At 57.5% G+C, this 12,346-nt stretch carries 11 protein-coding genes and 1 pseudogene; 7 read left to right on the top strand and 5 right to left on the bottom strand.

Annotated features, from left to right (window positions below):
* Nucleotide 1: 1 nt before the first annotated feature.
* A complete protein-coding gene (locus SD70_RS08440) occupies nt 2-439 on the bottom strand; it encodes a hypothetical protein (protein WP_052487183.1) in 438 nt (145 codons plus the stop codon).
* Nucleotides 440-668: 229 nt separating this feature from the next.
* Here SD70_RS08440 and SD70_RS08435 point away from each other — a divergent pair, with 229 nt between their 5' ends.
* The 3 genes from SD70_RS08435 (at nt 669) to SD70_RS08425 (ending at nt 2,464) form a co-directional block, all read left to right on the top strand.
* Nucleotides 669-971 carry a YunC family protein gene (locus tag SD70_RS08435; protein ID WP_041047155.1) on the top strand — a complete coding sequence of 101 codons (303 nt, stop codon included), beginning with the start codon at nt 669-671 and terminating at the stop codon, nt 969-971.
* A 75-nt stretch (nt 972-1,046) separates the two neighbouring features.
* Nucleotides 1,047-1,259, top strand: a complete 213-nt coding sequence (locus tag SD70_RS08430; RefSeq protein WP_041047154.1) for a DUF378 domain-containing protein — start codon at nt 1,047-1,049, stop codon at nt 1,257-1,259.
* Nucleotides 1,260-1,462: 203 nt separating this feature from the next.
* Complete coding sequence (locus tag SD70_RS08425) at nt 1,463-2,464, top strand: Gfo/Idh/MocA family protein (protein WP_041047153.1); 1,002 nt, start codon at nt 1,463-1,465, stop codon at nt 2,462-2,464.
* A gap of 227 nt (nt 2,465-2,691) precedes the next feature.
* Here the strand turns inward: SD70_RS08425 and SD70_RS08420 are convergent, their stop codons facing one another.
* The 3 genes from SD70_RS08420 to SD70_RS08410 all read right to left on the bottom strand — a co-directional run bounded on the left by SD70_RS08420 (nt 2,692) and on the right by SD70_RS08410 (nt 8,035).
* Nucleotides 2,692-2,916, bottom strand: a complete 225-nt coding sequence (locus tag SD70_RS08420) for a hypothetical protein (RefSeq protein ID WP_041047152.1) — start codon at nt 2,914-2,916, stop codon at nt 2,692-2,694.
* Between the two features lie 30 nt (nt 2,917-2,946).
* The gene (locus SD70_RS08415; protein ID WP_231571113.1) at nt 2,947-3,168 is read right to left on the bottom strand and encodes a DUF5132 domain-containing protein; all 222 of its coding nucleotides are present in this window, start codon (nt 3,166-3,168) and stop codon (nt 2,947-2,949) included.
* An 85-nt stretch (nt 3,169-3,253) separates the two neighbouring features.
* Nucleotides 3,254-8,035 carry an HAD-IC family P-type ATPase gene (locus SD70_RS08410; RefSeq protein WP_041047150.1) on the bottom strand — a complete coding sequence of 1,594 codons (4,782 nt, stop codon included), beginning with the start codon at nt 8,033-8,035 and terminating at the stop codon, nt 3,254-3,256.
* A 168-nt stretch (nt 8,036-8,203) separates the two neighbouring features.
* On the opposite strand from SD70_RS08410, the gene SD70_RS08405 reads away from it, so the two are divergent.
* From SD70_RS08405 to SD70_RS08390, 4 genes and pseudogenes are all read left to right on the top strand, one after another.
* Nucleotides 8,204-8,431 (top strand): hypothetical protein, encoded by a 228-nt coding sequence (locus SD70_RS08405; RefSeq protein WP_041047149.1) that lies wholly within the window; start codon nt 8,204-8,206, stop codon nt 8,429-8,431.
* A 74-nt stretch (nt 8,432-8,505) separates the two neighbouring features.
* Entirely contained in the window at nt 8,506-8,847 is a 342-nt protein-coding gene (locus tag SD70_RS08400) for a glycine zipper domain-containing protein (protein WP_041047148.1), read from the top strand.
* A gap of 187 nt (nt 8,848-9,034) precedes the next feature.
* A complete protein-coding gene (locus tag SD70_RS08395) occupies nt 9,035-10,177 on the top strand; it encodes a carbohydrate kinase (protein WP_041047147.1) in 1,143 nt (380 codons plus the stop codon).
* Nucleotides 10,178-11,103 (top strand): annotated as a pseudogene (locus SD70_RS08390) (pseudouridine-5'-phosphate glycosidase).
* A 144-nt stretch (nt 11,104-11,247) separates the two neighbouring features.
* Here the strand turns inward: SD70_RS08390 and mtnA are convergent.
* Nucleotides 11,248-12,330: an S-methyl-5-thioribose-1-phosphate isomerase gene (gene mtnA, locus SD70_RS08385; RefSeq protein ID WP_041047146.1), complete on the bottom strand. Its 1,083-nt coding sequence runs from the start codon at nt 12,328-12,330 to the stop codon at nt 11,248-11,250.
* Nucleotides 12,331-12,346 lie beyond the last annotated feature (16 nt).

The following is a 12,346-nucleotide window of genomic DNA, read 5'->3' as shown; positions in this document are numbered from 1 at the left end:
TTTACCCTGCATGCAGATCGTCGATTTCGTTGATCCGGAACAAATACACTTTTTTCTCGTCGACGTGGTAAATCGACACGTTCTGTGTAGCGGCGTCATAGTTAAGGATCCGGCACGGCAAGTCGAGCTTGACGCCCTTGCCTTTAACTACGGTCATTCGGACCAGCGTGTTGTTCGCTTTGTAGCGTTCGATTTCCAGCGCCAGCGCCGACGGCGCTTCGGCTTTGTCGGCTGCCGGCTCCTTCCTCGTATCGGGCTTGCCGGCCTCCGCCGCCGTGCCCGGTTCGCCGCCGCTGTGCACCCGGTACTCCTTGATGCCCGCCGCGTTCAGCAGGCGATTCAGCTCTTCCAATGCGTGTGCGTTGTTGTCGCCATCCATGAAAATATCCACGTTAAACCAGTGGCCTTGCACCGGCTTTTGCGATTTCCCAGAACTCATCTTTGCCTCGCCTCATAACGCTAATTGTGCTGCTATTATATCACGAATCCGCAAGCAAACAAAGATTGCCCGTTCAGCTTCTTGAGGGGGCCGTGCAGCGCAACCCGGGTTGCGGCTTGCAGCCCGCAGAAATTCGGGAACGACGGGCTTCCGTCTATTCCGTCTGACAGCCGTTGTCGTATAATAAGCCTAGACGTATTGTATTCCTAAATAAAGGAGAAATCGGGCCATGATGAGAATGACTCCGATCGAACTGAACGGCCATACGGTCATCGGCATTGAAGTGCTGCTGCCCAAGACGACGCTGCTGGCGGTGGCGACGGACAAAGGCTACATTATGTGCGGTGCTCTCGATATCGGCCTGCTTAACGAAAGGCTTAAGGACCGGGGGATCATCGCCGCCCGGGCGGTCGGCGTCAAGACGCTGCAGGAGCTGCTGGATGCGCCGATGGAATCGGTCACGCACAGCGCCGAAGCGCTGGGAGTCGTTCCGGGCATTATCGGCAAAGAGGCGCTTCTGAAGATGTTGTAGCCGGCAAAGTATAAATGCTGGAAAAACATCGCATATTACCCATAGCAAGTACTTCTGACTGCAAAGGTGGTACGTATGGGTAAACTTGCGCTAACGCTAGCGATTATCGGAGCGCTGAACTGGCTGCTCGTCGGTTTGTTCGAATGGGACGTCGTTACCGCGCTGCTCGGAGGAGACTACCATCGCGAATCTTCGTGGCTCAGCCGGGTTGTCTATATCCTGGTCGGACTCGGCGGGCTGTACTGCATCAAATATTTGTTTGCGGACGATGACCGCGCCAAAACGTAAATTGCGCGCCGGCGATCGGCCGCTTCATGTTGCGAGACCTGCATGCCCGCCCGCGCGAGGCATGCAGGTCTTCTTCTTTTTGTATGCTGCGGCGGGTATGTCGCAATTTTGCACCTTGGCTTGTCACGATCTTGCCGTTCACCGCCAGGCCTCCGAATGGTAAGATGAAAAAGAACGAGACCAAGGATGGAGGCAAAGATGCTATGATACGTGTAGCAATGCTGAGCTTTTGGCATGTGCATGCGAGAGATTACGCGCGCGAGGTGACCGAACATCCGGATACGGAAATCGTCGCGGTGTGGGACGAACTGCCGGAACGCGGACGCAAAGAGGCGGAAGAGCGCGGCGTAAAATTTTACGGCGATTTGGCCGAATTGCTGGCCTCGCCGGATATCGATGCCGTCGTCGTCGATACTCCGACCAACATGCATCGCGATGTGATGGTTGCGGCCGCCAAAGCGGGCAAACATATTTTTACCGAGAAAGTCATCGCTCCGACGCTGCGGGAAGTGAACGAAATCGTGAAAGCGGTAGAGGAGAGCGGCGTCAAGCTGACGGTGTCGCTTCCCCGCCTCAATTTCGACTACACGCTTGAGATTCAAGATGCGATCGCGCAAGGGCTGCTCGGCAGGCTGACGCTCGTGCGCACCCGGCTTTCGCATAACGGCGCCACGAGAGGGTGGCTGCCCGAGCATTTCTACAACAAAGAGCAGTGCGGCGGCGGCGCGATGATCGATCTCGGCTGCCATCCGATGTACCTTGCACGCCTGTTCCTCGGCATGCCGCAATCGGTGTCCGCTACATACGGCTACATCACCGGCAAGGAAGTCGAGGATAATGCCGTGTCCGTTTTGCGTTATGAGAGCGGCGCCGTAGGCATCGTCGAAGCCGGGTTCGTCAACAATTACTCGCCGTTTACGATCGAGGTGCACGGCACCGAAGGCAGCATTCTGTATTCCGATCGCGACAACCAGCTGGTGCTCCGTTCGGCGAAGCTGGAGGAGCAGGCAAAAGGCTGGATCGTCCGCAGCCGGCCGCGCCCGAACGTATCGGCGTTCAAGCAATGGGTCGGCCATATTCAGCAAGGCACAAGCGCGACGGAAAATGTCGGCATCGCAGTCGATTTGACGAAGCTGATGGAAGCGTCTAACCGCTCCGCGGCGGCAGGCGGCGCACCGGTCGCTATCGCCGATTTGCAACAGTAACGGCTCCGTTCAATGTCATAAGGGAAATCGGGCAACCCGGCGGATCGATGGATCTTGGCCGGGTTGCAACGTTTTTATAAGCAGATTTCATCTTTTTAGGAAAAATCGGCCTAATTTTTTGGCCAATTGCCATGTAGCGCTGCACCGGATCATAACGGATTGGCCAGCTCTCATTTTCCCGTCGCCATTTGGCATCGGACTTCCCTCCGAATCGTCATCCGCCTGCGTTAACGTATTTTTGCAAACGATATCCAGCTTAAGAGGTTAATTCGCGATTTTTTGCCTTTTTCTTTAGCCATACCGAAAAATTGGGCGAGGAAATGCTCCCATTTGGGGGCTATTTCCTTCTTGGCATCCTGATTTTCCAATACGGAACGTATGCTTTCATTCAATGCCGCTTCCAGATGGATTAAAGCTTGGTTCAAGTGGTTATCGACGCCTTGCCCTTGCACGACAAAATCAGCTCCACCGTTTTCAAATGTTTACAGAACGTCGGCCTCCGGTTCGAGAGAAGCGATTTCTTTATCGATCTGTTTCTTCATTCGTTCGAACTGCGCTTCGGCGATAATGTCCTCCACTTCGTCGCGGGCGACCTGAAGGGCATATTTTGCCCGATTTATAAGCCCCGTGGCGCCTTGGATCCCGCTTTGCGCAAGCGGCTTCAAAGTTGTTTTGGCAATGGGCAGCAGAGCCGAAACCGCCATAGTCAGGGCTGCCCCTACAATTATTTTTTCCGCATTCCTTTCCATCGTGCATGCATCACCTCCAATATGGTGTCCTATGCCGCAGTCAAGCTGCAGCATAGGAAGGAATGGCCGCAGGTTCGGTGCCGGCCGGGTGCCCTTTTGCGGACAACACGGCAAGGATCGGTTTCGACAGAAGCGAGATCGATGCGCCGACCGTCAGCACCATCGCCCAATGGCCCAGCGACAACGGAGCTGTATGGAATATTCGGGCGACCGGCGGAACATACAGGGCGCTCAGCAAAGCCAGCCACGACACTCCAAGCGCTCCGGCCATAAACCGGTCTTTTCGAATATCGCGAATCGATTCCTCCGAGCCTTCCTGGCGCCAGGAGAAAGTTTGCATCAGCTGTCCGGCCACAAGCGTTGTGAAAGCGACGCTTTGCGCCACTTGGACAGGAGCGCCGGATGCGAGCGTATAGGCGAACAGTCCCAGCGAGCCCAATCCGAGCAGGACACCGCGTGTAACGACTTTTTGATACAGCTGTTTGTCCGCGATATCGGCGCGTTTCGTTTCTTTCCTTTTGCTGCCGGGATTGACCGCGAGCACCATGGCAGGCAGCGCGTCGGTCAGCAAATTCATGAGCAGTATTTGAATCGGAACGAGCGGTATCGGCATACCGGCCATAACTGCGGCGCTGGTGACGAGAATTTCCGCCAGGTTGCCCGTCAACAGGCAGCCGAGCGCTTTCCGGATATTGCCGATAATCGTCCGCCCCTCCTTGACACCTTCCACGATGGCGCCGAAATGGTCTTCCTGCAGCACCATATCGGCCGTTTCCTTCGTCACGTCGGTGCCCGTTCGGCCCATGGCGACGCCGACATTCGCTTGCTTGATGGCCGGGGTGTCGTTGACCCCGTCTCCCGTCATCGCGACGATATGTCCCCGGCGCTGGAGCGCTTTGACGATGCGCAGCTTATGCTCCGGCGTCACTCTGGCAAAGATGGAAACCTGTTCGACTACGGGATCTAGTTCCTCGTCCGTCATTCTGTCCATCTCGTGGCCCGACAGCACTTGGCGGCTGTCGTCGTAGATCCCGATTTGCTTTGCGATGGCGATCGCGGTAATCGGGTGGTCCCCCGTAATCATGATCGGTTTCACGCCGAGCTCGTAGGCTTCCCGGATGCTTTTTTCCACGTCCGGCTTCGGCGGGTCGATCATGCCCGCCATGCCGATATAGATCATTTGACTGTCCCCGCTGCCGGGCGAACGATCCGCGTTGGCGCCCAGAGGCAGGCAGGCAAATCCGAGCACACGGAGAGCTTCCGCGGCCAGCTTCTCATTTTGCCCGATAATTTTGCTCCTGATTTCATCCGTAAGCGGCAGCACTTCGCCATTCGACTGATACGAGCTGCACTCGCGCAGGATGTTCTCCACGGCCCCCTTGGAGAACAGATAGCATTCATCGCCGGCACCGGTATCCTTGCATACGACGCTCATCGTGGCGGTGTTCGAGTCGAACGGAATTTCCTCGCAGCGGTGCCAATTCGCAAGGTGCTCCGGCCGGAGGCCGGCTTTTGCCGCCAGCGAAAGAAGCGCCCCCTCGGTCGGATCCCCTTGTACCGTCCACGCATCATCCTGGGGCTGCAGCTTGCTGTTGTTGCAGAGCACCGCAATCTGCATGATGCGGTCGAGCTCCGGCTGCAAGCCGGCGGGAGTTTCCGTCTGCCCCGGCGCATTATGTGCGGGTGCCGCGCCGTCGGCCGGATCGATGGAGCCGACAGGTTCATACCCGTTTCCGCTCACCGTCCAGCGATGATCGACGGTTGCGAGCTCCCTCACCGTCATCTCGTTCTTGGTGAGCGTGCCCGTCTTATCGGAGCAGATCACCGTCGTTCTGCCGAGCGTTTCCAAGGCGGAAAGCTTGCGAACCAGCACATGTTTCTTCGCCATTCGGAAAATGCCGGCGCTCAGCGCAATCGTAATCGTTACCGGCAGACCTTCCGGAATGGCCGAGGCCGCCAGCGTAATGGATGTGGTGATCATTTCCCTGACCGGTATGCCTCTCATCAAGCCGGTCACGAATACAAGCGCGCCGGCGATCAGCGCCCATTTCACGAACTTTTTGCTGATCGCGGTAACCTTCTCCTGAAGCGGCGTGACTTCTTTCTCCTCTTGCTTCAGCAGCGCCATCAAATGTCCGATTTCCGTGTTCATGCCGGTTTGCACAACGACGGCAAGCGCCTTTCCGCGGGTGACGTCAGTCCCCATGTAAAGCATGTTGTTCCGTTCGGACAGAGGGCAGTCTTCCGTAACCGAAACGTCGGTTTTCGCCACCGGCACGGATTCTCCGGTCAGGGCGGCTTCGTTCACTTCCAAATTTTGCGATGCAATAATACGCAGATCCGCCGGAACCCGGTCACCCGCCTCCAAACCGACAATGTCTCCGGGGACGAGCTCCGCCGCAGACATGCGCACTTGTTCGCCGTTTCGGATCACCGTCGTTTCGGGCGGCTGGAACTGATTCAGGTTTTGCAGCACCTGCTCCGCTTTCCGCTCCTGATAAGTGCCGATCGCCGCATTGGCTAACAGCACAGCGCCCATGGCGAGCCCGTCGAATACGCCGCCGGTAAAAAGGGCGAGGGCCGACGTCCCCAGCAAAACAAGCGTGGTGAATTCTTTAAATTGCCCTAAATAAGAGAAGAGCCAAGGTGTCGGCTTTTTACGTTCCAGCGTGTTAAGCCCGAACCGGCTTTGCCCGACTCTTACTTGCTCCTGCGTCAGCCCGAAACGTTCGTTTACCGCGAACGCATCCGTGGCGTATTCCCATGGCGCGGCATGCCAGCTCACCGCCTCCGCAGCGGCGGCCACTTCGTTGGTCGACGTTGCGGTGGTATCCGCGAAAGCGGTTTGCGCCCTGTTTTGCGATCTCGACATGAACATGAGCGAAAGAGCGTCAGAGGCCAAATTTACAATCGGGGCGCTTAAGACGCCCAAAGATGCCAGCACGGAGCCGAATATGTTCCAGCTTTTGGCAATACGAAGGTGCTCATGAACGGTCGATTCCATATGCCGAACGCCGTTGCAAGCGGCGAGAACCGGCTCCAGCTGCCCGAACCGGACTGAAGGTACGCCGGCCTCTTCCAAATATCGGCTGCGCTCATTCGGCTCTTGTCCGGTAATCAGCAGCATATCCTCGCCTTGCTGATGTAAGGAGGCGACGCGCTCGACAATTTCTCCTTCCTCCATGGATAGCCAGTCGCTGCTCAGCCCAAGGCCGGAAATCCCGGCAATGCCCGCTTCGGCCCCATCCCGCAAAGGCGCGACCGTAAACCCTTGGTCATATAGCCGCTGCAACAGCTGGCGGGATTCCGCCGTTATTTGCTGCTCGCGGTAAATGAGCCCTTGGCAAACGGCGCCCTGATTCGTATGCTTGGCTACAAACAGCACATCAAACCCTTGCTTCTGCAGACGCTTCGCCTCTAAATAGTAGCTTTCGCAAGCAATACCGGCGCGCTGGCAATAAGCCATTGTTCCGACGGAATAGACGGCATTTTGGATCGTGCCTTTGATCCCGCCGTCTTCTTCCTCGACGCGAAATGCGGTGCGCAGCGTGCGGCAGGTGCTTTTCGCCTTTTGCCAGACCGGCTCCTTCCAGGGATGATCCGTCTTCTCCATTAAGGAAGCGGCTGTGCAAATGACTTTATCCGGGTCATCGTCGCGGGAGGTACAGCCTGTCTCGTGAACTTTCGTGCCGACCAGAAGCGACGTATCTTCAAGCAGCAGCGTTTTCGTCCGGGCCAGCTGCGCTAAGGAGCTTCGAATCGGAACGGCCACACCTTGTTCCTGCAGCTTGACCTCCGCCTGCTTCCACGCGCATTCCGCAGGAATCGTCGCCGGCCGCGGATTGGCAGCCAGCAGCACAGCGATGCCGCGAAGCGGATCTCTCGTTAAAGCCCAAGTCGCCGCAGCTGCCGCAATGCCGAGCTTGCCTGCCTTCTCGCTGTAATCGCGAATTTCCGGAGACAGTTCGACCGGTGAAAGTCCGTCCGGCACTTGCCGGCTTCGTTTCCAATTGACATATTGCAAAATGCTCAGTCCGGCGAGTACGACCAAATTTTCGCGAACAAGCGCCAAGGCCAAAGCTCCCGTGCCGAGAATGAGATCGGCATTGATTTGCTTTTGCCGGCTGAACTCCGTGACCCCGCGCCTTAGAAACGGATAGCCGGTTAAGACCGCCACGGCTCCGGATAAATAGAACGGAATCGGGCTTCGCGCTAAAGCCGACCTCCCGAACAGAAGCTGCTTAGCGCCCAGCGCTACAAGTCCGCCCATCGCAAGCGTAAGCGGCAAAGGCACTCTGGCCTCCGGAGATGGAGGCGGTCCGACCGCTTTCGGGATCGTTCTTATCGCTTCCGCGATTTCATCGGACACGATGGCGTCAGCCGGAGACTCCTCCATTTGCGTCTCAGACTCGGATGCCGGAGCCGCTTCCATTTGAGCTATCTCCGTTTCAGATTGAGCTATCTCCGTTTCAGAGCGCTGTTCGCGCATTTCGCTGCCCGCTTCGTCTACTGGATCGCCTGCCGCATTGGCGGATGAATCGCCCTCAGCAGCTTGAGCCGTTTGCCCGCTTGCCGCGACTTGACGCTCCACTGCCAAGATGCGGCGAAATATTTCGTCGACCGGGACTTTTCTTTCGTCATAAACGACAAGCATTCTGCCCGTGACGGCACACGGCTCCACTTTGGTAACGCCCTTGAGGGAAGCGAAAGATTGCGCCAGCGTATTTGCGATTTGTTCGTTCCGGAGAAGCCCGAATACTTCGATACGGAGTCTTCCCGGCAACAGGCGAAGAAATCTTTCCTTGCTTGCAGTCGCGGACATCACGCTCATAATCTCCCCCGAATGGCAACTATTTCACCGGTTCATATGATTCAGTATTATCTGCGCGGGGTATCAAATTATGCACGGAAAGCCTGCCAATCATTTGCATAAATCGGCTTCGGGAGGAGAAGCTACATGTTACCAAGCGAACTTAGGGGGAATTTCCACATGATCAAATCGCCGATCGGAGCGGGATTAGCCGCGGCGGCTTTGCTGCTGGCGCTATCGCCGGAAGCAAGAAAAACAGCGCGGAAATGGGCAGTCAAAGCAGCGGAAGCGGCTCTCGATTTATCGGAACAAGCCAAAGAAGCGACGGCGAATACAAGAAAGCAGCTGCAGGCGATCGTAGAGGAAGCGTCGGCCGACAAACATCGTGAGTTGAGAAGCAAGCTTTAAAGAAAACGGGGCAAAATTGGTGTAAGGCCCGGCATCGGGTCTTACATTTGACTGCGAAAGGAGGGGAGACTCCTATGTTTCAAGGCGGTTCATTATGGGCTGGGCTTGCATCGGGAGCGATGTCGCAGTTTCAGGACACCAAAAATTTCACTCAAGGAAGCCTTGACCGCAACGAATACGCGGTAAAAACGGCCACTAACGTAACAGGGGCAGTCGGCGTCATGGCCGGGGTCGAGTATGGGGCATTGCTCGGTACGTCGATGCTTCCGGGCATCGGTACGGCTGCGGGCGCAATAGTCGGAGGCTTGCTCGGGGACAGAGTCGGCCGTATGCTCGGACAGCAGACGGGGAACGCAATATTTAATGGCATGATAGGGAAAAAGACGGAGCAGCCAGCGGCTCGGGAAAGCAAATAATGTGATGCGACAGCCGGTTAAAGGCCCATGCAAATGCGCATGGGCCTGGTTCCGTTCCTCGACTAGGCACGGAATCCAGTTATACGATTATGCATTTTTTTGATACTTGCTTATCTTTCAAACACTTGTTTATAATATAGACATATGTTTGAAACGCTTCGACTTTTCGAGGGGAGGTGATCCGGTCTTGGATAAAGAGAAGCAAATACTGTCTCTTATCAAGGCGAACCCGTTTATTACCCAAAACGAGCTTTCCGCGCAGCTCGGCTTGTCGCGCTCCGCCGTAGCCGGCTACATTTCCGCGCTGGTCAGGAAGGGGAGCATAATCGGCAGAGCCTACGTCCTGCCTAAGGAAGCGAGCATCGTCTGCATCGGTGGAGCCAACGTAGACCGCAAAGCCCATTGTTTGGGCCCATTTCGGCTGCGCGAATCCAACCCGGCGGCAATCGCTCACTCCTGCGGCGGCGTCGCGCGCAACATTGCCGAGAATTTGGGAAGGCTCGGCTCGGCAGTGTCGTTAATTACGCTGGTCGGCAACGATAATGAAGGGAAGTGGCTGCTCGCCGAGACGAAGACGTACGGCGTCGACGTCAGCCAGGCGATCGAGCTGCCGAATGCCCGAACGGGCACGTACACCGCTATTCTCGACGACCGGAACGATATGATCGCCGCCGTGGCCGACATGCAAATTTACGACAGCTTCAGCACCGACATGCTGCAGTCCAAATGGCCGCACATTGCCGCAGGCGAGCGGATTGTCGCCGATACGAACTTGCCTGCCGAACTGATCCGCTATCTTGTGGAGCGATGCAGGGACGACTCTCGTTCTCTTTGCATCAATACCGTGTCTGCGGCCAAGACGACGCGGCTGCCCGAAGATTTGCGCGGCGTGGATATGATTTTTTGCAACAGGCATGAGGCTGGAGCGCTCGCGGGCATTCCGGTTGAAGATCAGGACGGCTGCAAGGACGCCTGGAAGCGCATCTCGGCTCGAGGCGTGCGCAAAATCGTTATCACGCTTGGCGAACAAGGCCTGTTTTGGGCCGAAGCCGACAACGATGCCGATACCGAAGCCGATCCCGCATCCGAAGCGGGGCGGTACGGGTACGTTCGTCCGCATAAGGTGAACGTCGTCGATGTGACCGGCGCCGGGGATGCGCTGATGGCCGGGGTCATTTTCGGCTTGGCGCAAGGGGAGCCTTTCGCAACTGCCTGCCGTCTCGGCACGGCTGCCGCTGCGCTCACGGTACAAACAAACCGTACGGTAGCAGATCTGAATGCGGAGCTTCTGTATGAAACGATGGCACAACATCAAACGGAGGGATTGTAAATGACACAGCCGGTTCACGAATGGCTCGAATTGCATGAGGAAGTAAAAGAGGCGCTGGCGCAAGGCCGCCCCGTCGTCGCCCTCGAATCTACGATCATCTCGCACGGCATGCCGTATCCGCAAAATATGGAGACCGCCCGCGCTGTCGAGCAAATCATCCGCGAGCAGGGGGCCGTGCCGGCTACGATCGGCATCATCGGCGGAAAAATCAAGATCGGCCTGTCGGCCGAAGAACTGGAATTTTTCGCAACGAGCAAAGACATCGAGAAAGTGAGCCGACGCGATTTCGCATACATTCTCGAGAAGAAAAAACACGGCGCGACGACGGTCGCCGCGACGATGATTTGCGCGCAGCTCGCCGGCATCGAGTTTTTCGTCACCGGCGGCATCGGAGGCGTGCATCGCGAAGCGGAAATCACGATGGACATTTCCGCCGATTTGATGGAGCTGGCGCAAACGAACGTAGCGGTCATTTGCGCCGGTGCCAAGTCGATTCTCGACATTCCGAAGACGCTGGAGTATTTGGAAACGCACGGCGTTCCCGTTATCGGCTACCAAACGGACGAGTTCCCGGCTTTCTATTCGCGCAGCAGCGGCCACGGGGTCGACTTCCGGCTGGACAATCCGCAAGAGGTCGCCTCGCTCGTCAAGACGAAGTGGGATCTGAAGCTGAACGGCGGGGTCGTGATCGCCAACCCGGTGCCCGCGGCAGACGAAATCGATGCGTCGGCCATCCAGTCGGCCATTGAAACTGCTTTACGCGAAGCCAAGGCGCGGGTATTCGCGGCAAGGAAACAACGCCGTTCTTGCTCAGCAAAGTGAAAGAGCTGACCAAGGGCGCCAGCCTGGAAACGAACATCGCGCTGGTCAAAAATAACGCCAAAATCGGCGGACAAATCGCTGTCGCTTATAAAGCATTGAAATAAACGCCAACGCCAAAAAAAAAAAGGCCGCTCATCCCGCGCTGTTCGCGCCGATGAGCGGCCTTTAAGCTATGCCTATACTCGGGCTGATTTCGCTACGGCAAACGCGCGCCCCTAGGGACGGTGTGAGCCGCTTATCCTTGTATGTCAGTCAAACAGCTTGCGTAAATTTTCCTCGTACGGAGCCCGTACGACGCCTTTCTCGGTGATGATCGCCGATACATATTCGGCCGGCGTCACGTCAAACGCCGGATTGAACACTTTCACGCCTTTCGGCGCCGTTCGCTTGCCGAACCCTTGCGTGATCTCGTCTTCATGCCGCTCTTCGATCGGGATGTCGGCGCCGGTCTTCGTGCCCAGATCGATCGTCGACAGCGGGCAAGCGACGTAGAACGGAATGCCGTGCGCCTTGGCGAGCACCGCCACGCTGTACGTGCCGATTTTGTTGGCGACGTCGCCGTTGGCGGCAACCCGGTCGGTTCCGACGATAACGGCTTGTACCCAGCCCTTCGACATGACGTAGCCGGCCATATTATCGCAGATGAGCGTCACATCGACACCCGCCTGCTGCAGCTCGAACGCCGTCAGCCGCGCGCCTTGCAGCACCGGCCGCGTCTCGTCGGCGAACACCTTGAGCTTCATGCCGCGCTCCTGCGCCAAATACATCGGCGCCAGCGCCGTGCCGTACCGCGCCGTGGCGAGGCCGCCGGCGTTGCAGTGCGTCAGCACGCCCATCCCGTCCTGAAACAGTGAGAGCGCGTGTTCGCCGATGCGGCGGTTCGTTTCTTCGTCCTCCGCCTGGATAAGCTGGGCCTCGGCCAGCAGCGCCGCCCGGAACGGCTCCGGTGCGGTTCCGGACTCGGCCAGCCCCTCCGCGCACGCTTTCATCCGGTCCAGCGCCCAGAACAAGTTAACCGCCGTAGGCCGCGACGTCGCAAGGTGTTCCGCATCCCGCCGGACTTTGCCCAGAAGCTCGGATGTCGATGTCCCGGCTCCTTCCTCGCAAACTCCGAGGTAAACGCCATAGGCGGCGGCGATGCCGATCGCCGGCGCGCCGCGCACCTTGAGCTCGCGGATCGCGTCCCAGACGTCCTGGACGGTGCGCAGCGGCAAGTATACGATCTGTTCCGGCAGCAGGCGCTGATCGAGCAAATCGAGCCGGTCGCCGTTCCAGCGCACCGATTGCAGCCACCCTTGCTCCTCGCCTGGTTGTTGCTTTGTATCGTTCATGGTGTCAGGCCTCTTT

Origin of the sequence: Gordoniibacillus kamchatkensis, assembly GCF_000829455.1 — a bacterium.
Classification (GTDB): Bacteria; Bacillota; Bacilli; order Paenibacillales; family NBRC-103111; genus Gordoniibacillus; species Gordoniibacillus kamchatkensis.
This window is presented reverse-complemented; position numbering and strand designations above follow the sequence as displayed.

Coding starts and splice junctions, on each gene's coding strand:
- SD70_RS08440 (WP_052487183.1), bottom strand. CDS start 439: ATGAGTTCTGGGAAATCGCAAAAGCCGGTGCAAGGCCACTGGTTTAAC.
- SD70_RS08435 (WP_041047155.1), top strand. CDS start 669: ATGATGAGAATGACTCCGATCGAACTGAACGGCCATACGGTCATCGGC.
- SD70_RS08430 (WP_041047154.1), top strand. CDS start 1,047: ATGGGTAAACTTGCGCTAACGCTAGCGATTATCGGAGCGCTGAACTGG.
- SD70_RS08425 (WP_041047153.1), top strand. CDS start 1,463: ATGATACGTGTAGCAATGCTGAGCTTTTGGCATGTGCATGCGAGAGAT.
- SD70_RS08415 (WP_231571113.1), bottom strand. CDS start 3,168: ATGGCGGTTTCGGCTCTGCTGCCCATTGCCAAAACAACTTTGAAGCCG.
- SD70_RS08410 (WP_041047150.1), bottom strand. CDS start 8,035: ATGTCCGCGACTGCAAGCAAGGAAAGATTTCTTCGCCTGTTGCCGGGA.
- SD70_RS08405 (WP_041047149.1), top strand. CDS start 8,204: ATGATCAAATCGCCGATCGGAGCGGGATTAGCCGCGGCGGCTTTGCTG.
- SD70_RS08400 (WP_041047148.1), top strand. CDS start 8,506: ATGTTTCAAGGCGGTTCATTATGGGCTGGGCTTGCATCGGGAGCGATG.
- mtnA (WP_041047146.1), bottom strand. CDS start 12,330: ATGAACGATACAAAGCAACAACCAGGCGAGGAGCAAGGGTGGCTGCAA.